We start from the raw sequence: 26,053 nt of genomic DNA, 5'->3' as shown, positions 1-26,053 counted from the left end.
TCTCGACACGGGCAAAGGCCCTTTCGACAGAAAGGATGAGAGCGATGCAGACTTTCCTTCAGCGACTTTTCGGAAAGTTCCACCGGATCAGCGAAAGCAAAGCTCACGAGCAGCACGGTGAGGATGTTCAGGTCCTCGTTCCGGAGGCCGTTGAACTGCCTCTTCCGAAGCGACCGCAGGAGGAAATCAGCGTGCCTGCATCGATCAACGGCCGGGATCTGTCTACCGGTCGACTGTAAAACCCTCATCGAGACATTTAGGAGTAACCTAATGGCTGACATCAAGTCTGCTTCCATTCTTATTCTTGCGACCGACGGTTACGAGCGTTCGGAGCTGCGCGTGCCGCTTGAGAAATTGCGCGAACAAGGCGCAGAAGTGAAGATTGCATCGGCCAAGAGCGGCCAGATCAAGAGCTGGGACGAAACCGACTGGGGTGATAGCGTCGACGTCGATCTCGTCGCGTCCGATGTGAAGGTCGAGGAGTTCGACGCGATTGTCATGCCCGGCGGCCAGATCAACCCGGATGTGCTTCGTACGAACGAGGATGCGATGCGCATCGTTCGCGACTTCGTCAGGAGCGGAAAGCCGGTAGCGGCGATCTGCCATGCACCCTGGCTGCTGGTCGAGGCCGATGCCCTGCGCGGCCGCCGCGCAACCTCCTACCCCTCGATCAAGACGGATGTGCGCAATGCGGGTGCTCAGTGGGTCGACGAGGAGGTCGTGGTGGACAACGGCATCATCACGTCGCGTTCGCCGAAGGACTTGGATGCCTTTGTCGCCAAGATTGTCGAAGAGGTGAAGGAAGGCCGCCACGACCGCCGGGCGGCTTAGGTACTACTCTGTTGCGGTCGCCAAGTCTTCTGCCGCGGCGGCCGCAACGACATCGCCCGCTGCCTCCCGGAGAAACGCAAGAAGGCGCTTCTCCTCAGCCCGCAAACCTCGAAGCCCGCCTGCATTCACCGGCTGAGTAAATATCTTCTGCAGCGGCGAATGGTCCTCGACCAGGCCGAGAATAGCCGGGTGAATGTAGCTCGACCGGCACACCGCCGGCGTGTTGTGCAGCCGCTCGGACGCTGCGTGGCAGATGAGCTTCACCTTTGGCTTCTGTCCCTCCTTGACCGCCTGACAAACCGCACTGAACCCCGCCAGCGTGCCGCCCCAGGTCCGAAACGTCTTGGCGGAGACGGGAAATCCGGCAATTGTGGACAGGTACGCATTCAAGCGGCCCGAATCGACGGGGTGAGCCGTACCGTGCTCGTCCGGCCACGAGAACAACTGACGCCCGGGAAGATCCGCGATTTCTTCGAAGATGCGCTGAAGGCGCGGGTGCTTGATCGTATGGCTGACCTTCTTGCCGCCCTTGGCCGTGAACTTGAGCACCACCGCTTCGTCAGAGAGTTTCATATGGCGCTTCAGGAGCGTCGTTGCTCCGTAGGTCCGATTTTCCTTCGCGTAGGCGCGGTTTCCGACCCTCAGATGAGCGGTATCCATCAGGGCCACGATCGCAGCGAGCACGGCTTCCTGGTGGTCCAGCCCAAGCGCAAGATCCCGCTCGATCCGGCGGCGGATGCGCGGCAGGACCTCGCCGAAGCGGACCAGCTGGTCGTACTTCAGCTCGCTGCGGTGGCTCTGCCACGCCGTGTGATAGCGGTACTGCTTGCGGCCCCGAGCGTCATAGCCGGTCGCCTGGAGATGCCCCTGGGGGTCCATGCAGATCCACACATTCTCATAGGCCGGCGGCAAGCCTAGAGCCGCAATTCTCTGCTTCTCCTCCGGATCGGTCAGGAGCTTGCCGTCCGGCAGACGGTAGCAGAAACCCCGTCCGGCGCGCGAACGCCGGATGCCGGGTTGGGTATCACTCACATAGGTGAGACCGATTGCCTTGAGCGATTGCTCATCTGGAGCGGAGAAAGCTGTGACATCCATGGGCCTTAGAACGAAGTCTGGCTCGCTTCGTTCCTGTCAGAGCTTTTCCTCAGTCCACCAGCTCTGGAATGGCTTCGACCAAATTTCGCTCGAATGCCTCGCGCGGCGCCACCAGTATCCACGAGAACCCGCTCGCATCATAGCGGATGTCGACCTTACCGCCGAAGGAAGCCTCTGCGTGGCGTCTGATGATCTTCGTGCCGAAGCCGGTCCTTTCCGGTTCTTTCGCCGGTGGACCGCCCACTTCTTTCCACGTGAGCCGGAGAAGAGATTGCAGATCCGATGGAGCGTCCTGTCGCCACGAAACGATCACCTTGCCCTCTGGGACGGAAAGGGCGCCGTATTTGAGCGAGTTGGTGGCAAGCTCGTGCAGGACGAGGCCGAGATTCTGCACCGCCTCCGCTTTCAGCGCGATATCTTCCCCATCAAGCTCCACACGGTTGGAGGCTTCGGCGAATGTCTCGAGCTGGATGGTCACCAGCCGCTTCAACGGCACGCCGACCCACTGCTCGCTCGCAAGGACCTCGATGGAGCGGCCGAGGCCCTGCAGACGTGTCGAGATCGCCTTCTGGAACTCCTCCATGCTGTCGCCTTGCCGCGCCAGCTGACGCATCATCGCCTGAACCAGCGTCAGGATGTTCTTCGTCCGGTGCACGAGCTCGTGCAGGATGAAGTGCATCTTGTCTTCGGCCTGGCTCCTGTCGAAAGAGGCGTTGGACAGTGCGACCGAGATCTGGTTCGCCTCCCGGATCCGGGTTTCCACCGGAGGGACGATCTCTCCCCTGCCGATGCGCTCCGCCATCTCCGCAATCTGGCGGATCGGGATGCGAAGCTGGCGGGCAATGAGATAGCCGCACAACATGCCGATCGCGAGAAACAGGACGCTGCCGACGATCAACTGCCGCGAGGTGCTGAGGATCGCCGCCTGTGCGGTGCTGATCGGTCCCCAGACGACCGCCTTCCACTGCGAGCCGACGATTTGCGCATAGCCATAGATCTGCTCCGGCTCGCCACCCAGGTCCTCAATCGTACCATTGACGCCAGACATCAGCCTGATCGTTTCTTCCGGGAAGGCGCTGATCGACGACGCATTGCTTTCCCCAAGAGAGGTAACTATCGCACCACCGGCGTCAAGGATCGCGACCGACCACTGAGGCGGCAGGCTCTCGATCGAAAGCAGCCTCTGCAGGTCCTCGGCGTTCTGGGTGATGATGAGGGCGGCCGCGCCGGAGCTTTGCGCCATCTCCTGCGACAGAGGGATGACGACGTTGAACACGAAACGGCCGCTGGTGGGACCGAAGAAGACGTCAGAGATCTGTGTCACTCCGCTGTCGAGCGCCTTTTGAAGCGTCGCGGGGCTGGATGTCCTCCCCAATGGCGTGCCAAACGGCACGCGCGTGTTCAACAGCTGCTGACCGGAGGCGTCGACCGCGATCGCGTAAAGAGAGTTGGACCGCAGGCTGTTCTGGACACGGTTGTGAAATGCCTGAAAGTCCCCCTGATCAAGCTCCGGGGAACCGGCGAGGATGCGCAAGGTTGTCGCCATGTCCTGGAGCGCCCGATCGACGGAACGGGCCACCACTTGCGCGTCTTCCGCGGTGTTCGCTGCCAGGAGGACGCGGTCTCGCCGCTCCAGCTCTATCATCAGAAACACGACGAAGACGACAAGCGGGATAGCAACCACTGCCGAAAGGGCGACCAGATAGGCTCCGATCGAAGCGGTCGGGAAAAAGCGGGGCAGCCGCTCCTCTCTCGACACTAGAAAGTCTCCCCAGCGATCACGTGAGCAACCGCAGCGGCAGAAGGCCTCATATATATCCCGCCCTTTGCTGATGTAGCACAGGGCCTGTTCTAGCTTCTTTTGGAAAAAGCACCAACCCTATCAGCGCTCAGGATGAAGATTCCACTGAAGAAGGGCGTAACCTGTGCGCCAGCGGACAAAGCGTTTCAATGCTGCACAAAAGGGGCATCGGCCAAAAGACCTTCACCCGCTGAGGCTCTGCACCTATTCTTTCGGCGCATCCTCGCCCGGGGGCACCTTGTGGGCGGTCGCGTCCTCCGATCCGGTGATCACAGTAGGTTTGGCACTGGCAACACCGGAACTCTTTGAACCGGCCTTCACATTGGCGAACTGACCCGCTGCATCATTCTCAATTGTCTGACCGTCGGCAGGCTTCTTTGTCGACTTCATCTCGTTGGCTCCTGCTGCTGGAGTTCGCGCCGCTGGGATCACTCCCGCTCCGGCGCTTCATCAGCATCTTCAACGCGCTTCCTGCCGAATTCGTTGCGCCTAGCCTCGGAGGCTCGGCCGTAATCGGCGCGATAAGATTCGCGGGCCCAAGCCTTCGACATTTCGTTCTGGCCATAACTTACCTCCGGCAGCTCGTCAGCGGCCGGCGCCGCATCGTCGCTTGTTTCCCGGCGCCGCTCGCCGTCGTCGATCACCGGGTCGCGCTCGCTGCGCAGCCGGTTGTTCCTGTAGCCGCCGGATGGAGACTGATCCTTGCTCATCACACCCACTTCCCTGTTACTGATCGATAGCGACCATCCAACAGGGACCGAGAGCGTATGTTCCTCGTCAGCTCAGACGTTGGCTCGTGGCGGGATCGAAGACCACTGCCTTATCGAGGTTAAAGACGAAGGTGAACCGCTCGCGCGGAACGATCGGCACATCCGCCCGCACACGTCCGGTAAATGAAGTTCCCTGCAGCGTGGCGGTAATGAAGGTATCGGATCCTGTCGGTTCCACCAGGCGCACATCTGCATCAACCTTCGCAATCACATCGGCGGTGGGATCAACCATACCTTCGTCCGTGATGCCCTCCGGCCGCAGACCAAGAATGACGTCGGCTCCATCAGCAAGTGGGACCGTGACGGATGAGGGCATGGGAACCGTCACACTTCCGTCGAAGATCGCGATCTGACGGATCCCGTTTGTCGAGACGGTCTTGCCCATCAGCATGTTCATCGCTGGCGAGCCCATGAAATCGGCTATGAACAGGTTGGCAGGGCGATTGTAGATGTCGGCCGGCGTTCCGACCTGCTGGATCGCACCGTCCTTCAGCACGACGATCTTTGTCGCAAGCGTCATCGCCTCGATCTGGTCATGCGTCACATAGATGATGGTCGCATCCGTGTTGTGGTGCAGCGACTTGATCTCGGCCCGCATTTCCACGCGGAGCTTGGCGTCGAGGTTCGACAGCGGCTCATCGAACAGGAAGACGCGCGGCTGGCGCACCAGGGCGCGCCCCATGGCAACGCGCTGACGCTGTCCGCCGGAAAGCTGACTCGGTCGCCGGCTGAGCAGGTGCTCGATCTGCAGGGTCTTGGCAACATTGCGGATCAGCTCTCCGCGCTCGGCCTTGTCGACACCCCTCATTTCGAGCGCAAAGCCGATGTTCTCCTCGACCGTCATGTTCGGGTAGAGCGCGTAGCTCTGGAAGACCATTGCGATATCGCGCTTGGAGGGGTGCAGGTCATTGATGACCTGGCCGTCCAGCACGATCTCGCCCGAAGCCAGCGGCATCAAGCCCGCGATTGCGTTCAGGAGAGTGGACTTGCCGCAGCCGGAGGGGCCGACGAGCACCAGGAAACCGCCCTTTTCGAGCTCGATGCTGATGTTCTTGAGAACCTCGTTGTTGCCAATCTTCTTGCTGAGGTTCTTGATCTCGAGAAAGCTCATTGCGGTTATCCCTTGACTGCGCCAGCCATCAGGCCACGCACGAAATAGCGTCCGGCGACGATGTAAACGAAGAGCGTCGGCAAGGCGGCGAACACGGCGGCCGCCATGTCGACATTGTATTCCTTGACGCCGGTGGAAGAGGAAACGAGGTTGTTGAGCGCAACCGTCATCGGCGACTCCGCACCAGACGAGAAGGAGACGCCGAATAGGAAGTCGTTCCAGATATTCGTAAACTGATAGATGATCGTCACGACGATGATCGGGCCCGAACTCGGCAAGAGGATGCGCCAGAAGATCTTGAAGAACCCTGCTCCATCGATCATCGCCGCCTTGATCAGCTCGTCTGGAAAGGCTTCGTAGTAGTTGCGGAAGAACAGCGTCGTGAAGCCGAGACCGTAGACCACATGAACGAAGACGAGGCCGGTGGTGGAATTGGCGAGGCCGAAGATGCCGAGCACGCGGGCCATCGGGATGAGCACCGCCTGGAACGGTATAAAGCAGGCAAACAGCATCAGGCCGAAGACCAGCTTGTGGCCCGGGAAACGCCACTTCGTCAGAACATAGCCGTTGAGCGCGCCCAAGACGGTCGAGATCAGCACCGCGGGAACCACCAGGCGGATGGAGTTCCAGAAGTAGCCCTTGATGCCTTCGCAGGTCACGCCAATGCAGGCTTGACTCCAAGCCTTCGTCCAGGCCTCCCAAGACGGATCCCGCGGCAGGGCGAGCATGTCGCCGCCGCGGATCTCCGCCAGCGACTTGAAGGACGTCGTCAGCATCACGTAGAGCGGCAGCAGGTAGACGAGGGCGAGGACGACCAGCAGCGAGTAGATTACGATGCGGGCTGTGCGCGCAGAACCGGCGCTGACGGTTTCGGCTGCAGCACTCATGAACGCTTCTCCCGAAGCTCGGAATAGAGATAGGGAACGATGATGGCGGTGATGCCCATCAGCATCATGACCGCACTTGCGGAGCCGACCGCCATCTGGCTGCGCGTAAACGTGTAGGAATACATAAATGTGGAGGGCAGCTCGGTCGCATTGCCTGGACCGCCGCCCGTCAATGCAATGACGAGGTCGTATGACTTGATCGCCATATGCGCAAGAACGATGAAGGCCGACAGGAATACCGGGCGAAGCATAGGGATGATGATGCGCCGGTAGATCGCAAACACCGGTGCGCCGTCGATCTGCGCAGCCTTGATGATTTCGCCATCAATGCCGCGCAGCCCGGCAAGGAACATGGCCATGACGAAGCCGGATGCCTGCCAGACACCGGCGATCACGATGGTATAAATCGCCATGTCGGTGTTGATCAGCCAGTCGAACTTGAAGCTCTCCCAGCCAAGATTGTGCATCGTCTTTTCGAGGCCGAGGCCCGGGTTGAGGAACCACTTCCAGGCGGTACCGGTAACGACGAAGGACAGCGCCATAGGGTAAAGGAAGATCGGCCTCAGCAGGCCTTCTGCGCGGATGCGCTGGTCCATCAGGATTGCGATAAACAGACCGATCGCGGTGCAAAGGCTGATGTAGAGCACACCGAAGATCGCGAGGTTCTTGATCGCCATGTACCAATTCGGCTGCGACCAGAGCCGGTAGTAGGCGTCAAGACCGACCAGATCATAGACCGGCAGGATGCGAGAGCGCGTAAAGGACAGGTAGACGGTCCACAAGATGAAGCCATAGACGAAGATCAGGGTAATGGCGAAGGACGGCGCGAGCACGATCTTCGGCAGCAGCGTTCCCAGCCGCTCCGTGAAGGACCGGCGCGGTCGCTCCGGCGTCACAATGGGAACGGGTTCGATCGTCGTCATACATCACCTCCGGCCGAAACCGCGAATTGAAAAGCGAGATTTGTGAGTGAGAAAAAATGGCCGGGTCATTCCCGGCCATTTTCAGATATTGAAGATGCTTCGCACTTACTGAGCGGATGCAACGGCCTGCGGCAGGCGCTCCAGAGCCTGGTCGGTCGTGATCTGACCGTTCAGGTGCTGGGTAACCACGTCGAAGACAGCTTCCTTGACGGCCGAAGGCTGTGCGTGGCCGTGGGCGAGCGAACCGGCGAGGTTGCCGCTGGCAGCAGCTTCAGCCAGGTCCTTCATGCCCTTCTTGCCGCAATCGTCGAACTCGGCATCAGGAACGTCGGTGCGAGCCGGCACGGAACCCTTTACGGTGTTGAAGGCGATCTGGAAGGCCGGATCTTCAACGGCGGCTGCCATCTTCAGCTGTGCATCGCGCTTGTCTTCACCGACGTCGAACATGACGAACTGGTCGGAGTTGAACAGCACGGAACCCTGAGTACCCGGAAAGCGGATGCAGACGAAATCTTCGCCCGGCTTCTTGTCCGCGCGCAGCCATTCGCCCTTCGACCAATCGCCCATCTGCTGGGCGCCAGCCTTGCCTTCGATGACGAGTGCGGTGGAAAGGTTCCAGTCGCGGCCGGAGAAGTTCGGGTCGAAATAGGTGCGCAGCTTGCTCATGTCGTCGAAGACCTGACGCATGGTTTCGCTGGAGAGAGCGTCCGGGTCGGCCTCGATCACGGCCTTCTTGTAGAAGTCCATACCGCCAACCGAAAGAACGACGGATTCCCAGAGGGTGCCGTCCTGCCAGGGCTGACCGCCATGAGCGAGCGGCGTGATGCCCTGTTCCTTGAACTTGTCGAGAAGCGCAAACAGCTCATCCATGTTCTTCGGCGCTTCGCCACCGGCCTTGTCGAGAGCAGCCTTGTTGAGCCACAGCCAGTTCGTGGAGTGTACGTTCACCGGCGCTGCAATCCAGTCGCCGTCAAACTTCGAGAATTCCTGCAAAGCAGCCGGAATGACCTTGTCCCAGCCCTGCTCTTCCGCAAGGTCGTTCAGGTTGCCCAGAACGCCCATCTCGGCCCAGTCTTTGATGTCGAAGCCGAGCATCTGGACAGCGGTTGGCGGATCGCCGGAGGTGACGCGGGCACGAAGTGCCGTCATCGCCTGCACGCCGGAACCACCGGCGACCGGCATGTCCTGCCAGGAAATGCCTTCTTTCTCCAGGTTTTCCTTCAGCACGTTGAGCGCCGCAGCCTCACCGCCGGACGTCCACCAGTGGAGGACTTCAACGCCTTCTTGAGCCTTCGCGGCACCGGCCGTCACCGCGATCAGAGCAGCGCCGGCAGCCAGTTTGGTAAATGTTCTAATGTTCATGAGAATCTCCTCTAGATCCGGGCTCCTCTCCGGATGGTCAATTTATAACGATATAAAACCCAAGGCTGTCAACCCCGTGCGATCCGTGGCGGAGCGGCGGAAGCGACAGATAGGGCCTTGATTTGTCGAAACAACTTTTCTTTGCAAACCGGCACAACGGGAATTGCCCGCGAAGTTTATAACGATATAGTTCCCCATGAGGAGACCCCTTGAAGGGTCGGGAGTGAGGTGACTGTCCGGTGACAAATCGGAACGAGAACGGTGGGCGCGGCAGCCCGCCTGCAGAAAGAGGTACGTACCTCCGTGATGACGCCAAGCCGACGCTCCGGACGGTGGCGGAACTGACGGGCCTGGCGGTGACCACCGTCTCCCGCGCACTGGCGGATGCACCGCAGATCGCGTTGGAGACCCGGCTACGCGTGCGTCGGGTCGCGGAGGAGATCGGCTACTTCCCGGATCGGGCAGCCCAGAGGCTGCGCACCGGCCGAACGAACGTCATCAGTCTCGTTCTGGACCCCCACGAGGAGATCCTCGGCTATGCGACCTCGATGATTAACGGTCTGACCGAGGCTCTGCGGGGGACGACCTACCATCTGGTGATCACGCCACACTTTTCCGACACGCCCGCGCAGGATCCGGTCAGGCACATCATGCGCAACAGGATGGCGGACGGCATCGCCTTCACACGGACCGAGCCCTCCGACGAGCGGGTGAAGCTGCTCCTGGAACGGGACTTCCCCTTTATCTGCCATGGGCGGACAGAGCTTGCGACGCCGCATCCGTTCGTCGACTTCGACAATTACGGCTTCGCCTACAAAGCCGCACGCAAACTCATCGCCGGTGGCTCCAAGAAGCTCTGCATCATCCTGCCGCCGGAGCGCTTCACCTTCGCCCACCATATGCGCCACGGCTTCATGAAGGCCGTCCGGGAGGAAGGCATGGCATTCGACATTCCTCACGAAGTGACCTTGGACAGCAAGTCGGACGACATCCGGCGTGTGATTGACCAGCGGCTTTCGCAGCCGGACCGGCCGGATGGCTTCATCTGTGGGGGTGAGGTTTCTGCGCTCGCTGTGATGGCGGCGGCTCATGACCGTGGTCTCGATCTCTGTCGTGACGTCCGGCTGGTTGCGAAACAAACGTCAGGCCTCTTTGACCAGATCAGGCCACGGACAGAGACTATCTACGAGGACCTTGCTGAAGCCGGGGCCCTGATGGGACGCCTTCTGCTGAAGCGGATTGCGGAACGTCCGCCGGTTTCGGAACTGCAGGTGCTTCAGACGATCTGAAGCACCTGCGTTCTTCGTCAGTCTTCTTCCTGGAAGACCTCATCGCGCTTCTTCCGCACGCTTGGCAGGAACACGATCACCAGAACCGCCAGGGCAATGAGCAGCAACGTGGCGCTGATCGGACGTGTGAAAAACGTCGTCGGATCTCCGCGTGAGAGGATCATTGCGCGCCGCAGGTTCTCTTCCAGCAGCGGCCCGAGTACGAAGCCCAGCAACAGGGGTGCCGGTTCGCAGCGCAGCTTGACCAGCACGTAGCCGATCAACCCGAAGAAGGCGACGGCGAAGAGGTCGTAGACGTTCGAGTTGACGCTGTAGACCCCGATCGAGCAGAAGGCCATGATGATGGGGAAGAGCACGTAATACGGGATCGTCAGAAGCTTCACCCAAAGCCCGATGAGCGGCAGGTTCAGAACCACCAGCATCAGGTTGCCGATCCACATGGAGGCGATGATGCCCCAGAAGAGGGCCGGCTGCTCGGTCGCGACGTTGGGTCCGGGCACGATGCCCTGGATGATCATCGCACCGATCATTAGCGCCATGACCGGGTTGGCCGGGATCCCGAGCGTCAGAAGCGGAATGAAGGAGGTCTGCGCACCGGCATTGTTGGCCGATTCCGGACCCGCCACGCCGGCGATCGCCCCTTGGCCAAACTCCTCCGGCTTATCCGACACGCGCTTCTCCACCGTATAGGAGGCAAAGGACGCAAGAATGGCACCGCCTCCGGGCAGAATTCCGAGTGCCGATCCGATGACCGTGCCGCGCAGAACCGGCGCCACCATCTTCCTGAAGTCGTCCCGCGTCGGCAGCAGGCCGCTCACCTTCGCCATGAGCAGCGAACGTGTCTTCTCGTTCTCCAGGTTGCGCAGGATCTCGGCGATACCGAACACGCCAACTGCGACGGCAACGAAGTTCAAGCCGTCCGAATATTCGCGGATGCCCAGAGTGAACCGCGGGGTGCCGGTATAGATGTCCGTGCCCACGAGCCCCAGAAGCAGGCCAAGCGCAACCATCGCCAGCGCCTTAATGACAGAGCCATGCGCCAACGCAATCGAGGACACCAGGCCAACGATCATCAGCGAGAAGTACTCCGCCGATCCGAACTGAAGAGCGATCGCCGTCAATGGTGGCGCAAAGATTGCAACGAGGAAGGTCGAAACGCTGCCGGCGAAGAAGGAGCCGAGCGCGGCAATTGAAAGTGCCGCCCCTGCCCTGCCCTTTCGCGCCATCTGGTAGCCGTCGATTGCAGTGACGGCCGAAGACGATTCACCAGGCATGTTGATCAGGATCGCAGTGGTGGAGCCGCCGTACTGAGCACCGTAGTAGATGCCTGCCAGCATGATAAGCGACGAGACCGGCTCGAGCTGGAAGGTGATCGGCAGTAGCATCGCGATCGTCGCAGTCGCGCCGATTCCGGGAAGTACGCCGATCAGCGTGCCGAGCAGGACACCGATCAGGCAGAAAAACAGGTTTTCAATCGATGACGCCGTGGAAAACCCCAGGGCGAGATTGCTCAAGAAATCCATCTGCCGCTCCTAGAACCCGAGCCAGGGACCAAAGCGCCGGAAGGGCAGGCCGAGACCGTAACTGAAAACAAGGACCGAGAAGATCGTCAGGCAGAACGCCAGGACCAGGGCCGTCAGAGGCTTCATCTTGCCGGATGCGAAGGACGCAATCAGCGCCGTCAGGAACAGGGCCGGCACGAAACCGAGGCCACGGACCGTCAGGCCGAAGAAGATCGGTGCCGGCAGGATGAAGAACATGCCGCGCCACGCGATGTGGCCGATCGGCTCACCTTCAATGCGGATGGATTGAAGCAGGATCACGCCTCCCAGCAAGATCAGTGCGCAAGCGAGGATCAGCGGGAAATATCCCGGCCCCATGCGGAAGGCGGTGCCGAGTTCGAGCGTCAGCGATTGAAGTGCGAAGAACGCGCCAAGCGCAATGAACAGCAAGCCGCACAACAGATTGGCTCTGTCAAATGTCGTGGATTTCATGATCGCTCCGGAAGAATGGAGAGGCGCAGCACGAGCGCCATAGAGATGGTCCTCCCCCTGACGCGCAGAGAGAGGACCAAAGACGAGCGTTGAGGGATCAGTCGGCGTATTCGCCGGCCGCTTCGATCACCGGCTTCCAGCGAGCGATTTCGCCTTCGAGCTTGGCCTTTAGGGCCTCCGGCGTTGCGTCGGACTGCGGCGACGGCTCCGTTCCAAGTTCGGCGAACCGTGCCGCAACGTTCGGATCAGCAAGCGCCACCTTCAGGGCTTCCGAAAGGCGGTTCACGGCCTCTTCCGGCGTGCCCTTCGGCGCGTAGATGCCGTGCCAGATCCCGACCTGGAAGTCGGACAGACCGCCTTCGGCAGCGGTCGGTACGTCCTTGAGAACGTCCAGACGCTCGGGCGAGGTCACGGCATAGGCCTTGATGGTGCCGCCCTGGATCTGCTTCGTCGTGTTGGTCGTTTGGTCGCACATGATGTCGACCTGGCCGCCGAGAAGATCCGTCATCGCCGGGCCAGTGCCCTTGTAGGGCACAGTGACCAACGGGGTCTCGATCGCGCTCATGAACAGCATGCCGCAAAGATGCGAGGCAGCGCCGATGCCGGCATTGGCGACAGTGACAGTGTCCTTGTTCGCCTTCGCGTACTCGATCAAGCCCTTCAAGTCGGTCGGCTCGAGGTCCTTGCGCGCAACGATCGTCATCGGCACTTCAGTGACGAGACCGACATATTCGAAAGCGTTCAGCGTCTCGTAAGGCAGCTTGCGATAGAGCGTGTCGCTCGTCGCCATGCCGATATGGTGCAGAAGCACCGTGTATCCATCCGCTTCAGCATTCGCGACGCGTGCAGCACCAAGCGTGCCGCCAGCACCGCCGACGTTCTCGATGATAACCTGCTGGCCAAGATCCTTCGACATAGCTTCAGCCACAAGGCGCGCGACGGTGTCGGTCGGGCCACCGGCGGAGAAAGGCACGACCATGGTGACCGTACGATCGGGGTAGGTCTGCGCGCCGGCAACGGCGGAGAACAGGGTGGCGGCCGCAAGAGCGGTTGCGCCAATGATGGCGTTCAACGTTTTCATCATACTCCTCCAGATGAATATGCTTGAACCGGCGCAAGTCCCTCCCGCGCCAGCCTGCGCTGATCTAGAGGTTCACCATCCGAGGCTGGCAATCTTCAACTTCACGGATCAATGGCTTTGTCTGCCGCTTCACTGCGTAATGGGTGGAAATCGAAACGCGACCGCAGAATCCATGGGTGGAAATCCACCCATCGCCCGCTTCATCCCTCACGCTCATCGTAAATGGCGTGGTCGGGACCAAGCATTTTCTTGTCCAGCCCGTACTTCTGCATCTTGTCGTAAAGGGTCTTGCGAGAGATGCCGAGCGCTTCGTAGACGGGTCGAAGCGCTCCACCATGGGCCGCAATGGCACCAGCGATGATCGTCTTCTCGAAGGTCGCCACCTTCTCCGCCAGCCGGCTGCCGCCTTCAGCGCCATTCGAGTTATGTTCGCCGGGATCAATCTCCAACCCGAGCACCAGCCGATCGGCGGCATTGCGTAGCTCGCGGACATTGCCTGGCCAGTCCTTCTGTCCAACGGCCGAGAGGATATCAGGAGGAACTTCCAGATCGTCGCGTCCATAGCGCGCAGCAGCTTCTCTGACGAGGTGCAGGAACAGGAGCGGAATATCTGCGCGCCGCTGCTGCAGCGACGGCACCCGGATGGTGGCAACGTTCAAGCGGTAGAGCAGGTCGGCGCGAAACCGCCCGGCCGCAACCTCCGCCTCAAGGTCGACCTTGCTGGTTGCGATGAAGCGGACATCGAGCGGCACGAGTTCATTGGATCCCAGGCGGCTGATGACCCGCTCCTGCAGAACCCGCAGGAACTTCGCCTGCAGATCGAACGGTAAGGACCCGATCTCGTCGAGCAGGATGGTGCCGCCCCGCCCATGCTCGAACTTACCGTATCGGGCCCGAAGCGCCCCGGGAAACGCGCCGGCCTCATGGCCGAAGAGCTCGCTCTCGATAAGGTTGTCGGGAAGCGCGGCGCAGTTGATGGCGATGAACGGCCGGTTGGCGCGCGGGCTGATGTCGTGCAGGGCGCGGGCGACCACCTCCTTGCCCGCCCCCGTGTCTCCGATGATGAGCGTATCGGCTTCCGCCGAACCGATCGCGCGGATTCTGTAGCGAAGGTCGACCATGACCTGCGTGCGTCCCGGAAGCCGCGCCTCGAGATCGTCCCGCTTTCCGGCGACCGCCTTCAGCCTGCGGTTCTCGAGCACAAGCGCCCGCCGGTCCAGCGCACGCCGGATCACGTCTGCCAGGTGCTGTGGCGTGAAGGGTTTCTCGAGGAAGTCGTAAGCGCCCTCGCGCATCGCCTTCACCGCGAGTTGGACATCGCCATGACCAGTGACGAGGATGACAGGGATCTCCGGATCAAGCTCCCGAATGCGATGCAGCAGCGTCATCCCGTCTGTCCCGGGCATCCGGATGTCCGTCACAATCACGCCGTCGAAGCTGAAGCCCGCCAGTTCCATGACGTCGTCCGCTGTGGCGAATGCCTGGACGGAAAGGCCAAAGAGCTCGAGAGCCTGGGCAGTCGACCGCCGCAACTCTTCTTCGTCATCGACGAGAAGAACTCGTTGCTCGCTCATTCCGCAGCCTCAAGCGCCGTCTCCGACGCGACGTCCAGTTCGACCTTGAAGACTGCCCCACCTTCGGAGTGATTGCGCACGATGAGACGGCCACCAAAATCCTTCACGATGTTGTAGGAGATTGAAAGGCCAAGCCCGAGCCCCTTGCCGACGCCCTTCGTCGTGAAGAAGGGATCGAAAATGCGCTCCTGTATTGCGGCGGGGACGCCGGCACCACGGTCTCGCACAGCGATAGAAACCTTACCCTCATCCTCCACGAAGGCCGACACTTCGATGGTTCGATCGGCAAGACCTTCTACAGCATCGGCCGCATTGGTGATGACGTTCACCAGCACCTGCTGCAGTCGAACCGCACCCGCCTGCACCGGCGGCAGATCCTTCTCGATCGTAACCTGCAACTCTGCTTTTGCTGCTCCCACACGAGCAGCGACGATTTCGAGCGTATCGCCGATCACCTCTTCCAGCGAAACGGTGCCGGGCTTCTCCTTCGGCTTGCGCGCAAAATTGCGGAGGTGACGGCTGATCGACGCCATTCGGTCGATCAAGGCCGAGATCCGCCGGACATTGTCGGTCGCTTCGTCGATCCGCCCAAGACCGATCAACATGGCAGCACTTTCTGCGTAGGTCTTGGCGGCTGCAAGCGGCTGGTTGAACTCGTGAGATAGCGCTGCAGACATCCGGCCGAGGCCGGCCAACTTTCCCGCCTGGATGAGATCGGCCTGTGTCTGACGAAGGCGCTGCTCCGTCAGGCGACGCTCGGCGATCTCCTTCTCGATCATGCTGTTGACCCGCGCGAGGTCGTCCGTCCGCTCAGCCACCCTCCGCTCCAATTCCTCCTTCGCATGTGCCTGCATCTGCATCCGCTCGTTCGATCGGCTCCGACGTTGCAGGATGACGGCAAGGAAAAGCCCGGCGAGACCGAGGAAGAGCAGAACTGCGACAATGGTGGTCTTCGTCTGCGCACGCACGGTCCCTGTGTCGACCAGCACGTTGACGCTCCACCCTGCATCTTCCATCTGCGCCGAAGCAACGAGATATTCGCGCTCCGACGATCCACCGGAGATGGTCATGGTCGCCTGCCCAACATAGGTGCCGCGCTTGACCGGCAATTCGCGCAGCTTGGCGTCTGCGTAGCGGCGGGAGGTCTCCGTCCGCGCCAGCCGCTCCGCCGTAAGCGGCTCGATTGCTGCGTAAAGCCATTCCGGCGACCCGGTCATGAAGATGATGCCCTCGGGATCCGAGACAAAAATGCGACTATCGCCGCCGTTCCAGGACCGCTCGATCGCGTCGATGTCGACCTTGAAGACGATCACGCCGCGGATCTCGCCAGCGACGCGGATGGGAGAACCGAAGTAGTATCCACGCTTCTGCGAGGTGGTGCCGAGCGCGTAGAACCGCGATTGCGCGCCACTTGCCGCCTCCTGGAAATAGGGGCGGTAGCTGAAGTTCTCGCCGACGAAGCTCAGCGGCTCGTCGTAGTTGCTTGCCGCGACGGTGTTGCCGTCCATCGTCATCACGTAGATGTCCGATGAGGTCAGAAGTGCGTTGATCTCCTTGAGGTAGGTGTTTGTGACCGCCTGCAGTCGCTTGTCATCTGGCCGCTGCACCAGGTTTTTCACGTTTTCCTGATCCGCAATCAAGGCCGGTAACGCCTCGTACCGCTTCAGATGCCCCTCCAGCGCCGCAACCGCGAGGCGCAGCGTCGTCTGCGCCTGAGCGGCGGTCTCCTCCATGTAGCTGCGGGATACGATGCTCCCACCGCCAAAGATGACGGCCGCGACGACGACCAGGCAGGCGATCGACGCAATTACGACTCTATGACGCAATGAGATCTGGCTCCTCCACCAAACTGCCCGTGATCATAAGCCGAGCCTGCTGCCATTGCCATAGCTTGTTGTGCGGACGCGAAAGAGAGCCTCCCGAAGACCTGCTTGACTCCTGGCGGCGGCATGCTTGGATCACCCAGTCCTGTCGCTCCATTCGGAAAGGCATCCCATGATCTACCTCCTCGCATTGCTGATCGGCGTCATTGTAGGTCTTCGCACCATGGTCGCCGCCGCGGCGGTCGCCTGGGGCGCCTATCTCGGTTTTCTCGCGCTGACGGGGACATGGCTCTCCTTCCTCACCTCCATCTGGGCGGTTGTCATCCTGACGATCCTTGCCGCCGGCGAACTGGTGACCGACAAGCTTCCGAAAACGCCCAGTCGCAAGGTACCCGTTCAGTTTGCCGGTCGCGTTGTGATCGGCGCGCTTGCAGGGGCTGCCTTGGGAGCAGGCTTCGGCATTTGGCTCGGAGCGCTGGTAGCAGGTACCGTCGGGGCAGTCGCCGGAACTGTGGGCGGGGCAGCCATCCGCGCCAACCTCGCCACAGCATTTCGAAAAGACACCCCAGCCGCGCTTCTCGAGGATGCAGTCGCGGTGATTGGCGCATGGCTGATCATCAACGCGGTCACCTTGGTGGCAGTATCATGAGAAGCTTCGACGCGATCATCATCGGCACCGGCCAAGCTGGCCCGCCGCTTGCCGGGCGTCTCGCCGCAGCCGGCAAGTCGGTTGCGATCATCGAACGCAAGCATGTCGGCGGAACCTGCGTCAATACCGGCTGCATGCCGACCAAGGCGCTGGTTGCCAGCGCCTACGCCGCGCATCTTGCACGTCGCGCAGCCGACTTCGGCGTGATGCTCGATGGGCATGTCCAGATCGACATGCCCAAGGTCATGCAGCGTTCCCACCAGGTGACGCTCAATGCGCGTGGCAACAACGAAAAATGGCTGAGCGGCATGAAAGGCTGCACCTTGATCCGCGGACATGCCCGTTTCGAGGGGCCGACGCGGGTTCGCGTGGTTGAGGAGGTCCTGGAGGCGCCGCAGATCTTCATCAATGTCGGCGGACGGGCCGCTGTCCCTGACCTCCCTGGCATCGACGACATCGACTACCTGACCAACAGCAGCATCGTAATGCTGCATCGCGCTCCCGAGCATCTTGTGGTCATCGGCGGAAGCTATATCGGGCTTGAATTCGCGCAGATGTACCGCCGGTTCGGCGCGGAGGTGACGGTGGTCGAGAAAGGCGATCGTCTGATCAGCCGCGAAGATCCCGAGATTTCCGACGCCATCAGGGGAATCCTGGAGAAGGAGGGGGTTCAGGTCCGGACAGGCGCAGAGTGCATCCGCTTCAGCCGTCATCCGCAGGGCATAGCTGTCGGCCTGTCCTGCAGCGAAGGCGCACCGGAGGTGATCGGTTCAGATGTCCTCCTCGCCACCGGCCGGCGTCCCAATACGGACGATCTAGGCCTGAAGGCCGCTGGTGTGGAGGTGGACGAGCGCGGCTACATCAAGGTGAACGACGACCTCTCCACCAATGTCCCGGGGATCTATGCGCTCGGGGACTGCAACGGCAAGGGCGCCTTCACGCATACCGCTTACAACGACTTTGAGATCGTCGCGGCCAATCTGCTCGACGGGGAGGATCGGAAGGTGTCGCAACGCCTCCTCGGCTACGCACTCTACATCGACCCGCCGCTCGGCAGGGTCGGCAGGACGGAGGCGCAGGCGGCCAAGGCGGGAAGAAAGATCCTGATCGGGACCCGCCCCATGTCGCGCGTCGGGCGCGCCATCGAAAAAGGCGAGACGCAGGGTCTGATGAAGATCATCATCGACGCTGAGAGCCGACAGATCCTCGGCGCTGCCATTCTTGGAGCCGGCGGGGATGAGGCGATCCATGGCGTGCTCGACATGATGAATGCCGGCGCCACCGCCGACAGCCTTCGCTGGGCATTGCCCATCCACCCGACGGTGTCTGAGCTGTGGCCGACCGTCATCCAGAGCGCTGAGCCAGTTTAATCGATGGTTTACTGGATTCGGCGTTGGCAGTCCCCATGGCGTGTCGTTTAACCGCTCCTGAACGCGACCCGATTAAACCGTCTTGGGAGCGGGATCGGGTTGTTCAAAAATGTGCGGATTTGCAGGCTTCGTCGGAGAATTCCAGGTCCCGGAGGGGCCGGCATCGTTGCTGTCTTCGATGGCGCAGGCAATCGCGCACCGGGGGCCGGACGGTCAAGGAATCTACTCCGCGACTGGGGTAGGCCTCGCTCACGTGCGCCTTTCCATCGTCGGCGTCAGCGACAGCCATCAGCCGATGGCGACCGAGGACGGCAACTTCGTCATCGCCTTTAACGGCGAGATCTTCAATTTTGTGGAATTGCGCGAAGAGCTGAAGTCGCGCGGCTGCCGGTTTCGCACCGGCGGCGATACGGAAGTGCTTCTCAAGCTATACGAGCAGTATGGCGATGAATGTCTGGCGCGACTGAACGGCGACTTTGCCTTTGCAATCTGGGACAGCCGACGCCGGCGCATGCTGATCGCGCGCGACCGCATGGGCGTCAGACCGCTGTTCTACACGGAGCACCGGGGCTCGATCTTCTTCGCATCCGAAGCAAAGTCCCTGCTCGCAATGCCTGGAATTGAGGCGGAGCTCGATCCGATTGCGCTTGATCAGATCTTTACCCTCTGGGCGCCGATCGCACCGCGAACGATGTTCAAGGGCATTCTTGAGCTGGAACCCGGTACAGCACTGACGATAGAGCATGGTCAAGCCCGCACCCGGCACTACTGGATGCCGACTTACCCTGACGCCAGTGACCTGCGCCCCCGCGAGGAGCAAGCTGCGTTGGAGGAAGAACTCCGCTCGCTGTTGCTAGACGCGATCCGGCTGCGGATGCGTGCCGACGTGCCGGTCGGCTCCTATCTTTCTGGTGGTCTGGATTCGTCACTCATCGTTGCGATGGCCGCGGGCATGGCGCCGCAAGGGCTAAACACCTTCTCCATCGGCTTCAACAGCGCCGAACACGACGAGAGCCAATATCAGCGACAGGTGGCGGAGGAATTCGGGACCAGCCATCGCTCGATTGCTTGCGGATCTGCCGAAATCGCCGACGCCTTTCCCGCCGTTGTCCGCTGTGCAGAACGGCCTGTTCTGCGCACCGCTCCCGCACCACTCTTCCTCCTCTCGGGGCTCGTACGCCGGTCGGGAATGAAGGTCGTCCTCACGGGCGAAGGCGCGGACGAGCTTTTCGCCGGTTACGACATATTCCGGGAAGCCCGTGTCCGCCGCTTCTGCGCTCGCCAACCCGCCTCGCGGCTGCGACCGCACCTGTTTCGCAAGCTTTACCCGTACCTGCCAAGCCTGAAGCAACAATCGGCGGAGTATCTGGCATCGTTCTTCGGCGTCGGCGGTGGCGATAGCGGCGATCCGCTTTTCTCCCACCGACCTCGCATGCGCAGCACCGCAGCGGCGAAGATTTTTTACTCCGATGATCTCAAGGAGCAGCTTTCGAGTTACGATGCGGCGGAAGATCTCGCCTCTCGCCTGCCGGCGGAATTTGGTCGGTGGCACCCACTGCACCAGGCACAGTTCCTGGAAACACGCTACCTGTTGCCGGGCTACATTCTCTCAAGCCAAGGCGATCGGATGGCCATGGCGCATGGGGTGGAGGGACGCTTCCCCTTCCTCGACCACCGGCTCGTCAAGTTCGCCGCCCGGCTCCATCCCGAAACAAAGCTCAGAGGCCTTCGGGAGAAGCACATCCTGCGCCGGATTGCGAAGGACGTTCTGCCAGAGAATATCGTCCACCGTCCGAAACAGCCTTACCGTGCACCTGATAGCAGCGCGTTCACCGCTCCGGAACCCGCCTATGTCGGCAAACATCTCGCTCGCTCGTCGGTGGCAAAGGCAGGATTGTTCAATCCCCTCGCTGTAGAACGGCTTCATCAGAAGTGCCGTTCTCGCCCGTTCACGGGTTTTCGGGACAATGCAGCTTTTATCGGCATCTTGTCCACGCAGCTGTGGTTGGAGAGCTTCTCCAGAAACACGTCCGCAGGACGCGTCGATGCCGATCGCGAACTCACGGTGGCTGGAGATACGCTCCCGGCCTGATCCCATCGCCAATCGAGAAACACTGTCCTTCCTGGATCAAATTCGCTGCGGCATCGTTTGGTCCATGTAGCACGCGTCGATCGATCGACGCGATGGCAAAGCAAGTGCAAGGAGGCAGAGATGGCCAATGCGAACTCGAAACATTTCGGCGCCGGAGGCACCGAAGGCAAGCAGAGCGGGACGGGCGCCATGACCGACGTCGACAAGTCAATCCTGCCGGACAACATGGTTCTGTCCAACCGCGACAAATCCCAGCACTCCGGCGGCCGCGGCCTCGACAGCAAGGCGGTCCAGACGGAGCAGTATCAGGACCACGAGGCAAATCACCTTGACGACGAGTGATCGGATAAAGACGGCGTGAGGCAATCACCATGCATCGCCAATTACTGTCTGTCGCCCTTGCGTCGGGCGACGGAAGGCGTAGGCTCAGCTCTCCAATGAACGGATGAGCGTCGGGTCCTGGATCATGCAGGGCGCCTTTGCTCCGGATTGACGGAGACCGATATGACGCAGATATCACCTACCATCTACGAGCCTGACGAGCTGGCGCTTCTGGAGCGCTGCCTTGCCGAAGTCTGCACCCAAAGAGGCCTGCAGCCGAGCGCAGGTGCCGCCACGATACTGGCGATAGAAATGTTCGATCTTTATCAGCACGGCGTGCGAGATCCAAAGGATCTGCAGGCGCGGCTGGGCACCCTAGGAAGCTACACCTGATAAACAGATTGGTTAGGCGGGTTTCTCATCGCTTCGCCTGGAGATCCCGCTCGTCGCGCATTAGAAAAAGCCGAGTGGTGTCATCGAGATTGTCCTGAAGCCAGGCCGCCATCGCTGTCTCCTCCTGCAATATCTGCTCGAAAACGGCCTTTGCTTCCGTTTCTGCGAGTTCATCGGCGGCCGCGATCAGAACCCGATAGGTGGCAATCTCGAAATGCTCGAAGGCATAGCTCGTCATCGCACCTTTCACGACTTCGTCCTGAGTAAGAGCGCCTGTCATCCCCTGGAGCATCGCGGCTAGACGGCCCGTGGCATCTTTCAGCGCGGATGATCGCCCTGAGGGAAGCTTGTCCAGCAGCGTGCGAAGGGCCTGTTCCTGCCCTCGTGTCTCCGTCAGATGCTGCTCGATGCGTGCCTCGAGCAGCGGATAGTTTTCTATCCGCTTTGCCTGCGCGCTTAGCATGGAGATTGCCTGTTCTTCCATCGCATGAGCATCACGCAGCCAGTGCGCATAGTGATCCTGCATATGAGCCATCGTCACCTCCCACTGTCGTTGCCGAACATGAGCGCCAACGACCGAGGTGGGAAGCCGTTCCGTGCATCGCCGGTCTGACAGCAAAAAGGCCCAGATGAGGAACAATCCCAGTCAGCTTGGGTTGGACCCTCGAAGCTGACAGGAGAACGTGATGGCTGATCCGCGCGAACCTTATGAAACGCCGCCGGTGCCCGCACCCGATTGGAAACCGGACCCCCCTATCGACGAGCCTGAGCCAGATCGTCTGCCCGACGAAACGCCCACTCCTAATCCTGACGAGAACAATCCTCCGGCCTACGCCTGAGGATTGTTGCCGCAGTTGCTGATCTTCTCCGCCTGGCTGGGAACAAGCTGGAACAAAATGCGTTCTCCTGCGATCGCAGATCGGGGCGCATAGGTGGACGTGACGGCAACGGTAGATAAGACGCAGCAACAGGCGCAGCACAATCCCATCATCAAGCCAGGACGCAATGCGTGGCGTAGCGCGCGCGCAGAGAAAGTCGCGTTTCTCATTGACGGGGCCGACTATTACCGGCGCCTTGATCAGGTTCTTCGCCAGGCGCAGCGATCGATCTTCATCATCGGCTGGGACTTCAATCCGGATATCCGCCTTCGCCCTGAGACTTCGGAACAGACACTGGGCGAGCTTCTGCGGCATCTCGTCGAGACGCAGCCCGATCTGGAAGTTCGGCTGCTGGTTTGGGGCATGGGCCCCCTCTACTCCAGCAAGAGCCTAAAGCTCTTTGGCCGCATGGACTGGAGCGACCATCCCCGCATCACGTTGAAGTTCGATTTCGATCATCCGCTGCGCGCCAGCCACCACCAGAAGATCGTGGCGGTCGACGATCGTACCGCCTTTCTCGGTGGCATCGATCTGACCGCGCGGCGGTGGGACGAAAGAGATCACAGGATCGACAATCCACGCCGTGTATCGCCCGATGGAACGCTTTATGGGCCCGTCCACGACGTCCAGATGATTGTCAGTGGCCCACCGGCACTCTTCGTTGCCGACCTGGCGCGGGAGCGGTGGCGCAGGCTGACGGGTGAGGCGCTGGAGCCGACGAAGGCGACAACCTCTGGCAATCCGTGGCCCGAGGACCTGCTTCCCGCAGTGACCGATTGCAACACTGCCCTCGCCTTGACAGAGGCCTGGAACTGGAAAGGGCGCAGGGGCCACAGGGAAGCGATCAAGCTGACCCATGAAGCGTTGCGTGCGGCCGAGCGCCACCTTTACATCGAGACGCAGTATCTCGCTTCCTTCGGCGTCGCGCGCACGCTCGCAAAGCGCCTGAAGGCGCGCAACGGACCGGAAGTGGTCGTTGTCGTCACACGCGAATCCCATGGGTTTATCGAGCAGGCGATGATGGGACGGAACCGCACCCGGTTGATCCGCCGCCTGAAGCGTGCGGATCGGTATGGGAGGCTGCGGGTCTATTATGCAGTCACGCCCGATGGCAAAGGCGGCGAAAAAGAGATCATCATCCACTCCAAGGTGATCATTGTCGATGATCGGTTCGTTCGGGTGGGGTCCTCCAACCTCAACAACCGTTCCGAAGGGCTGGATACGGAATGCGACATTGCCGTCGAGACCCGTTCGCCGGAGGGACGCCGTGCCGTCACGGCTGCCAGGGACGATCTACTTGCTGAACATCTCGGCTGCTCGCCTGAAGAGTTCTCGCGCGCGGTAGAAGATACGGGTTCGTTGATTGCCGCCATCGACCGCATGAACGGCAATGCCCGATGCCTGAGGCCGTTCGACGTCAGTTCCGGCGAAGGCGATACGGAATCGCTCGTTGGCACCGGCATTCTCGATCCCAAACAACCTTTCTGGCCGATCCGCCCGATGGCAGTTCTTGTCAAGCGATCGGTGATGCGCCTATCCCGTCGCCTGCTCGGGTAGCCTGGGCGGCTGGCGGCGGAAATAGGCCTCGCTGATGATCAGCGTAGGCACGCCGATCATCAATGGAACGAAGAAATAGAGCACGCGGAAGACAACAAGTGCTCCGATCGCACCGGCATGCGGAAGCAGGCCAAGCATGGTCGCCTCCAACACACCTAGTCCGCCGGGAACATGGCTGATGAGGGCTGCGATGTTCGAGGTCACATAGGCTGTCGCAACCTCCAGATACCTCACCTGCGCGACAGCGAGCAGGAGTTGGTGGATTGCGCCGGCGACGCAGGCGAAATTGAGGGTACCGACGACGACTTGCCCCACCGCCAGCCGAAGCGAAGGTGGCTCCAAACGCCAGCGGCCGAGGACCAGCGACCGCCTCACGCGCCAGCAGAGGAGGAGGTAGGCGGCCGGCAATGAAAGGATGGCGATCCCGAGAACAACCGATGCCTCGGAAGAAAGCCCCAGCATGTCTCCTCGCCCGTTGGGCGAGGACAGGAGGGCGATTGCCGCGAGAGTTTGAAGCCCTACGGCGACCGTGAAGCCGCAGAAGACGATTACCTTCGCCACCTGCTCAGGGGACAGGCCCCAGCGCGAGTAAAAACGATAGCGGACGGCCCCGCTGCTTAACGCCGCCAGCCCGACATTGTGACCGATCGACAAGCTCGTGAAAGAGGCAACCGCCGTCCGAGGATAACGGAGAGGGTGACCTGCATATCTTACCGCAAGCCAATCAAATCCGGTGAGACAGCAATAGGAAGCGATTACGAACCCGAACGAGGTCAACAAATGACCCGCCGGAATGGCCTGCACGGAAGCGGTGAATTCAGACCAGGTATAGCGTCCGAGACTTCGATAGACCATTATCGCGGCGAAGATGATGGCAGCGAGAACGGCCAACTTTAACAGACGCTGCCTGGTGATCATTTCTCCCCCTTCGTTATCTGCTAGCAGGGAACGAAAGCAAGACGAACGGGTTCCCTGCTGCATGGCATCCCAAGAACCGCAGACCGAGCCCCTGTTTGGGCGCCTCCTCAAAATCCTGAGCTATAACGTTCACAGCTGCATCGGCACAGACGGAAAGCTTGATCCGGCGCGTATTGCCGAAGTTATAGCCGAACTATCACCCGATATCATTGGCCTGCAGGAACTGGACGTCGGCCGCCGGCGCACAGGCGGCACAGATCAGGCTCATATCATTGCCTCGCTTCTGAAGATGGAGTTTCACTTCCACGCTGCACTGCATGTCGCTGAAGAGCGCTACGGCGACGCCATCCTGACTGCGCTTCCGATGAGGTTCGTAAAGGGGGGAATGTTGCCGTCTACCGGTGAGCAGCGCGGTGCGGTCTGGGTGGAAGTGACAGCCGGAGACAAGCAATTTCAGATCTTTAACACGCATCTCGGTCTCCGTGCGCGAGACCGGATGCAACAGGCGTCGTCCCTTCTCGGCCCAACCTGGCTCGGACATCCATCCTGCCGGGAAACCTCGCGGATACTGATCGGCGACCTGAACTCCGTCGGGCGCTCGGCAGCCTACAAGCAGTTCGCCAGTCATCTGAAGGACGCGCAACGCGCATCGGGATCCGGTTTGCGCAGGACGTTTCCATCACGTTACCCATTCATGCGCCTCGATCACATCTTCGTTTCCCAGGAGATCCAGGTTGTGGAAACGCAGGTTGTCTCGACGCGCCTGACCCGCCGTGCATCCGACCATCTGCCACTGCTGGCAACGATCCGAATCTAGCATTTGCGGGGGAGGAGGCGATTAGCCCTCCCCCGCCTTGTTACTCGGAACCAGAATGCTTGTTGTGCTCGCTTTCCTGGTTGACGCCCCGCACGATCGCCGGATCGTTTTCATTCATGGAAAGCTCCGCCGCCTTCATGCTGAGAGTGTCGCCTTTGCGGTAGGCTTCTCGCGCAGCCTCGTTGCGCTCGAGGTCAGCGCGCGCATCGAAGTCCTCGCCGGCATTGGAGGTATTGACGCGCTTCTCGATGATGTCGCGTTGTTGTTGATGTGTCTTGTTGCCTTGCATGTCACGTCTCGCTTTCGCTACTTGTTGTCGCGGCCGCGCTGCTCCGGATCAATGCCACCGGACGGAAGCGTGTCATTCAGCACGTCGCCTTCCTCGGTGTTCTCGCCCTGGATGTCACCTTCGACCAGATGCCCGTGCCGGCCTTTCGATGTGCCTATCCCGGGATTGCCTTGCAGATCCGCGTCGCTCGGGCGGTCCTGCCGGAAGTGCTTTGAGGTTGCCATTTTG

28 protein-coding genes are annotated in these 26,053 nt (G+C 60.9%); 11 read left to right on the top strand and 17 right to left on the bottom strand.

Features of this window, described 5'->3' with window-relative positions:
• The first annotated feature begins 44 nt into the window (after positions 1 to 44).
• Both MUU54_RS15090 and MUU54_RS15085 read left to right on the top strand, forming a co-directional pair.
• A complete protein-coding gene (locus MUU54_RS15090; protein ID WP_247244835.1) occupies positions 45 to 239 on the top strand; it encodes a hypothetical protein in 195 nt (64 codons plus the stop codon).
• A 31-nt stretch (positions 240 to 270) separates the two neighbouring features.
• Positions 271 to 831 (top strand): type 1 glutamine amidotransferase domain-containing protein, encoded by a 561-nt coding sequence (locus tag MUU54_RS15085; RefSeq protein ID WP_247244834.1) that lies wholly within the window; start codon positions 271 to 273, stop codon positions 829 to 831.
• Positions 832 to 834: 3 nt separating this feature from the next.
• Here MUU54_RS15085 and MUU54_RS15080 read toward each other — a convergent pair whose 3' ends face one another.
• The 8 genes from MUU54_RS15080 to MUU54_RS15045 form a co-directional block, all read right to left on the bottom strand.
• The gene (locus MUU54_RS15080; protein WP_247244833.1) at positions 835 to 1,926 is read right to left on the bottom strand and encodes a DNA topoisomerase IB; all 1,092 of its coding nucleotides are present in this window, start codon (positions 1,924 to 1,926) and stop codon (positions 835 to 837) included.
• Between the two features lie 49 nt (positions 1,927 to 1,975).
• On the bottom strand, positions 1,976 to 3,685 hold the full coding sequence (locus tag MUU54_RS15075; protein ID WP_247244832.1) for an HWE histidine kinase domain-containing protein: 1,710 nt from the start codon (positions 3,683 to 3,685) through the stop codon (positions 1,976 to 1,978).
• Positions 3,686 to 3,931: 246 nt separating this feature from the next.
• Positions 3,932 to 4,117 carry a hypothetical protein gene (locus MUU54_RS15070; RefSeq protein WP_247244831.1) on the bottom strand — a complete coding sequence of 62 codons (186 nt, stop codon included), beginning with the start codon at positions 4,115 to 4,117 and terminating at the stop codon, positions 3,932 to 3,934.
• A 38-nt stretch (positions 4,118 to 4,155) separates the two neighbouring features.
• A complete protein-coding gene (locus tag MUU54_RS15065; protein WP_247244830.1) occupies positions 4,156 to 4,437 on the bottom strand; it encodes a hypothetical protein in 282 nt (93 codons plus the stop codon).
• Between the two features lie 67 nt (positions 4,438 to 4,504).
• Positions 4,505 to 5,608 (bottom strand): ABC transporter ATP-binding protein, encoded by a 1,104-nt coding sequence (locus tag MUU54_RS15060; RefSeq protein ID WP_247244829.1) that lies wholly within the window; start codon positions 5,606 to 5,608, stop codon positions 4,505 to 4,507.
• A 5-nt stretch (positions 5,609 to 5,613) separates the two neighbouring features.
• Complete coding sequence (locus tag MUU54_RS15055; RefSeq protein WP_247244828.1) at positions 5,614 to 6,495, bottom strand: carbohydrate ABC transporter permease; 882 nt, start codon at positions 6,493 to 6,495, stop codon at positions 5,614 to 5,616.
• Positions 6,492 to 7,418: a carbohydrate ABC transporter permease gene (locus tag MUU54_RS15050; protein WP_247244827.1), complete on the bottom strand. Its 927-nt coding sequence runs from the start codon at positions 7,416 to 7,418 to the stop codon at positions 6,492 to 6,494. The genes MUU54_RS15055 and MUU54_RS15050 overlap by 4 nt, the downstream gene beginning before the upstream one ends.
• 105 nt (positions 7,419 to 7,523) lie before the next feature.
• Complete coding sequence (locus MUU54_RS15045; protein WP_376742104.1) at positions 7,524 to 8,774, bottom strand: ABC transporter substrate-binding protein; 1,251 nt, start codon at positions 8,772 to 8,774, stop codon at positions 7,524 to 7,526.
• Positions 8,775 to 9,112: 338 nt separating this feature from the next.
• On the opposite strand from MUU54_RS15045, the gene MUU54_RS15040 reads away from it, so the two are divergent.
• Positions 9,113 to 10,069 carry a LacI family transcriptional regulator gene (locus MUU54_RS15040; RefSeq protein WP_247244871.1) on the top strand — a complete coding sequence of 319 codons (957 nt, stop codon included), beginning with the start codon at positions 9,113 to 9,115 and terminating at the stop codon, positions 10,067 to 10,069.
• Between the two features lie 17 nt (positions 10,070 to 10,086).
• On the opposite strand, the gene MUU54_RS15035 is transcribed toward MUU54_RS15040, so the two are convergent.
• The 5 genes from MUU54_RS15035 to MUU54_RS15015 form a co-directional block, all read right to left on the bottom strand.
• Positions 10,087 to 11,592 (bottom strand): tripartite tricarboxylate transporter permease, encoded by a 1,506-nt coding sequence (locus tag MUU54_RS15035; RefSeq protein ID WP_247244825.1) that lies wholly within the window; start codon positions 11,590 to 11,592, stop codon positions 10,087 to 10,089.
• A 9-nt stretch (positions 11,593 to 11,601) separates the two neighbouring features.
• Positions 11,602 to 12,063: a tripartite tricarboxylate transporter TctB family protein gene (locus MUU54_RS15030; RefSeq protein ID WP_247244824.1), complete on the bottom strand. Its 462-nt coding sequence runs from the start codon at positions 12,061 to 12,063 to the stop codon at positions 11,602 to 11,604.
• A 97-nt stretch (positions 12,064 to 12,160) separates the two neighbouring features.
• Positions 12,161 to 13,144, bottom strand: coding sequence for a tripartite tricarboxylate transporter substrate-binding protein (locus tag MUU54_RS15025; RefSeq protein WP_247244823.1), 984 nt, complete (start codon positions 13,142 to 13,144; stop codon positions 12,161 to 12,163).
• Positions 13,145 to 13,344: 200 nt separating this feature from the next.
• Positions 13,345 to 14,718 carry a sigma-54-dependent transcriptional regulator gene (locus MUU54_RS15020; RefSeq protein ID WP_247244822.1) on the bottom strand — a complete coding sequence of 458 codons (1,374 nt, stop codon included), beginning with the start codon at positions 14,716 to 14,718 and terminating at the stop codon, positions 13,345 to 13,347.
• The gene (locus tag MUU54_RS15015) at positions 14,715 to 16,517 is read right to left on the bottom strand and encodes a sensor histidine kinase (RefSeq protein ID WP_376742103.1); all 1,803 of its coding nucleotides are present in this window, start codon (positions 16,515 to 16,517) and stop codon (positions 14,715 to 14,717) included. The genes MUU54_RS15020 and MUU54_RS15015 overlap by 4 nt, the downstream gene beginning before the upstream one ends.
• Positions 16,518 to 16,713: 196 nt before the next feature.
• Between MUU54_RS15015 and MUU54_RS15010 the strand changes: the two genes are divergently transcribed.
• From MUU54_RS15010 to MUU54_RS14990, 5 genes are all read left to right on the top strand, one after another.
• Positions 16,714 to 17,190 carry a DUF4126 domain-containing protein gene (locus MUU54_RS15010; RefSeq protein WP_247244821.1) on the top strand — a complete coding sequence of 159 codons (477 nt, stop codon included), beginning with the start codon at positions 16,714 to 16,716 and terminating at the stop codon, positions 17,188 to 17,190.
• Positions 17,184 to 18,560 (top strand): FAD-containing oxidoreductase, encoded by a 1,377-nt coding sequence (locus tag MUU54_RS15005; RefSeq protein WP_247244869.1) that lies wholly within the window; start codon positions 17,184 to 17,186, stop codon positions 18,558 to 18,560. Before MUU54_RS15010 ends, MUU54_RS15005 begins: the two co-directional genes overlap by 7 nt.
• A 109-nt stretch (positions 18,561 to 18,669) precedes the next feature.
• The gene (gene asnB, locus MUU54_RS15000) at positions 18,670 to 20,652 is read left to right on the top strand and encodes an asparagine synthase (glutamine-hydrolyzing) (RefSeq protein WP_247244820.1); all 1,983 of its coding nucleotides are present in this window, start codon (positions 18,670 to 18,672) and stop codon (positions 20,650 to 20,652) included.
• Between the two features lie 120 nt (positions 20,653 to 20,772).
• Entirely contained in the window at positions 20,773 to 20,994 is a 222-nt protein-coding gene (locus MUU54_RS14995) for a hypothetical protein (RefSeq protein ID WP_247244819.1), read from the top strand.
• Between the two features lie 162 nt (positions 20,995 to 21,156).
• Positions 21,157 to 21,366 (top strand): hypothetical protein, encoded by a 210-nt coding sequence (locus MUU54_RS14990; RefSeq protein ID WP_247244818.1) that lies wholly within the window; start codon positions 21,157 to 21,159, stop codon positions 21,364 to 21,366.
• A 25-nt stretch (positions 21,367 to 21,391) separates the two neighbouring features.
• Here the strand turns inward: MUU54_RS14990 and MUU54_RS14985 are convergent, their stop codons facing one another.
• Positions 21,392 to 21,901, bottom strand: coding sequence for a ferritin-like domain-containing protein (locus MUU54_RS14985; RefSeq protein WP_247244817.1), 510 nt, complete (start codon positions 21,899 to 21,901; stop codon positions 21,392 to 21,394).
• Between the two features lie 151 nt (positions 21,902 to 22,052).
• Here MUU54_RS14985 and MUU54_RS14980 point away from each other — a divergent pair, with 151 nt between their 5' ends.
• Positions 22,053 to 22,205 carry a hypothetical protein gene (locus tag MUU54_RS14980; RefSeq protein ID WP_247244816.1) on the top strand — a complete coding sequence of 51 codons (153 nt, stop codon included), beginning with the start codon at positions 22,053 to 22,055 and terminating at the stop codon, positions 22,203 to 22,205.
• Positions 22,206 to 22,298: 93 nt separating this feature from the next.
• Positions 22,299 to 23,801: a phospholipase D-like domain-containing protein gene (locus tag MUU54_RS24815; RefSeq protein ID WP_247244815.1), complete on the top strand. Its 1,503-nt coding sequence runs from the start codon at positions 22,299 to 22,301 to the stop codon at positions 23,799 to 23,801.
• On the opposite strand, the gene MUU54_RS14970 is transcribed toward MUU54_RS24815, so the two are convergent.
• A complete protein-coding gene (locus MUU54_RS14970; RefSeq protein ID WP_247244814.1) occupies positions 23,778 to 24,719 on the bottom strand; it encodes a lysylphosphatidylglycerol synthase domain-containing protein in 942 nt (313 codons plus the stop codon). The genes MUU54_RS24815 and MUU54_RS14970 overlap by 24 nt on opposite strands.
• Positions 24,720 to 24,780: 61 nt before the next feature.
• On the opposite strand from MUU54_RS14970, the gene MUU54_RS14965 reads away from it, so the two are divergent.
• Positions 24,781 to 25,536, top strand: coding sequence for an endonuclease/exonuclease/phosphatase family protein (locus tag MUU54_RS14965; RefSeq protein ID WP_376742101.1), 756 nt, complete (start codon positions 24,781 to 24,783; stop codon positions 25,534 to 25,536).
• Between the two features lie 40 nt (positions 25,537 to 25,576).
• Here the strand turns inward: MUU54_RS14965 and MUU54_RS14960 are convergent, their stop codons facing one another.
• Together MUU54_RS14960 and MUU54_RS14955 are read right to left on the bottom strand one after the other, a co-directional pair.
• Positions 25,577 to 25,825, bottom strand: coding sequence for a hypothetical protein (locus tag MUU54_RS14960; protein WP_247244813.1), 249 nt, complete (start codon positions 25,823 to 25,825; stop codon positions 25,577 to 25,579).
• Between the two features lie 17 nt (positions 25,826 to 25,842).
• Entirely contained in the window at positions 25,843 to 26,049 is a 207-nt protein-coding gene (locus MUU54_RS14955) for a hypothetical protein (protein ID WP_247244812.1), read from the bottom strand.
• Positions 26,050 to 26,053: the final 4 nt, after the last annotated feature.

The organism is Pseudorhizobium tarimense, from assembly GCF_022968135.1.
In the GTDB taxonomy this organism is placed as follows: Bacteria; Pseudomonadota; Alphaproteobacteria; order Rhizobiales; family Rhizobiaceae; genus Neorhizobium; species Neorhizobium tarimense.
Note: the sequence above shows the minus strand (reverse complement) of the source record. Positions and strands in the feature narration are given on the sequence as shown.

Bases quoted from the DNA above. Each gene is read 5' to 3' on its own strand.
- MUU54_RS15090 (WP_247244835.1), top strand. From the start codon at position 45: ATGCAGACTTTCCTTCAGCGACTTTTCGGAAAGTTCCACCGGATCAGC.
- MUU54_RS15085 (WP_247244834.1), top strand. From the start codon at position 271: ATGGCTGACATCAAGTCTGCTTCCATTCTTATTCTTGCGACCGACGGT.
- MUU54_RS15080 (WP_247244833.1), bottom strand. From the start codon at position 1,926: ATGGATGTCACAGCTTTCTCCGCTCCAGATGAGCAATCGCTCAAGGCA.
- MUU54_RS15070 (WP_247244831.1), bottom strand. From the start codon at position 4,117: ATGAAGTCGACAAAGAAGCCTGCCGACGGTCAGACAATTGAGAATGAT.
- MUU54_RS15065 (WP_247244830.1), bottom strand. From the start codon at position 4,437: ATGAGCAAGGATCAGTCTCCATCCGGCGGCTACAGGAACAACCGGCTG.
- MUU54_RS15060 (WP_247244829.1), bottom strand. From the start codon at position 5,608: ATGAGCTTTCTCGAGATCAAGAACCTCAGCAAGAAGATTGGCAACAAC.
- MUU54_RS15055 (WP_247244828.1), bottom strand. From the start codon at position 6,495: ATGAGTGCTGCAGCCGAAACCGTCAGCGCCGGTTCTGCGCGCACAGCC.
- MUU54_RS15050 (WP_247244827.1), bottom strand. From the start codon at position 7,418: ATGACGACGATCGAACCCGTTCCCATTGTGACGCCGGAGCGACCGCGC.
- MUU54_RS15035 (WP_247244825.1), bottom strand. From the start codon at position 11,592: ATGGATTTCTTGAGCAATCTCGCCCTGGGGTTTTCCACGGCGTCATCG.
- MUU54_RS15030 (WP_247244824.1), bottom strand. From the start codon at position 12,063: ATGAAATCCACGACATTTGACAGAGCCAATCTGTTGTGCGGCTTGCTG.
- MUU54_RS15025 (WP_247244823.1), bottom strand. From the start codon at position 13,144: ATGAAAACGTTGAACGCCATCATTGGCGCAACCGCTCTTGCGGCCGCC.
- MUU54_RS15020 (WP_247244822.1), bottom strand. From the start codon at position 14,718: ATGAGCGAGCAACGAGTTCTTCTCGTCGATGACGAAGAAGAGTTGCGG.
- MUU54_RS15010 (WP_247244821.1), top strand. From the start codon at position 16,714: ATGATCTACCTCCTCGCATTGCTGATCGGCGTCATTGTAGGTCTTCGC.
- asnB (WP_247244820.1), top strand. From the start codon at position 18,670: ATGTGCGGATTTGCAGGCTTCGTCGGAGAATTCCAGGTCCCGGAGGGG.
- MUU54_RS14995 (WP_247244819.1), top strand. From the start codon at position 20,773: ATGGCCAATGCGAACTCGAAACATTTCGGCGCCGGAGGCACCGAAGGC.
- MUU54_RS14990 (WP_247244818.1), top strand. From the start codon at position 21,157: ATGACGCAGATATCACCTACCATCTACGAGCCTGACGAGCTGGCGCTT.
- MUU54_RS14985 (WP_247244817.1), bottom strand. From the start codon at position 21,901: ATGGCTCATATGCAGGATCACTATGCGCACTGGCTGCGTGATGCTCAT.
- MUU54_RS14980 (WP_247244816.1), top strand. From the start codon at position 22,053: ATGGCTGATCCGCGCGAACCTTATGAAACGCCGCCGGTGCCCGCACCC.
- MUU54_RS14970 (WP_247244814.1), bottom strand. From the start codon at position 24,719: ATGATCACCAGGCAGCGTCTGTTAAAGTTGGCCGTTCTCGCTGCCATC.
- MUU54_RS14965 (WP_376742101.1), top strand. From the start codon at position 24,781: ATGGCATCCCAAGAACCGCAGACCGAGCCCCTGTTTGGGCGCCTCCTC.
- MUU54_RS14960 (WP_247244813.1), bottom strand. From the start codon at position 25,825: ATGCAAGGCAACAAGACACATCAACAACAACGCGACATCATCGAGAAG.
- MUU54_RS14955 (WP_247244812.1), bottom strand. From the start codon at position 26,049: ATGGCAACCTCAAAGCACTTCCGGCAGGACCGCCCGAGCGACGCGGAT.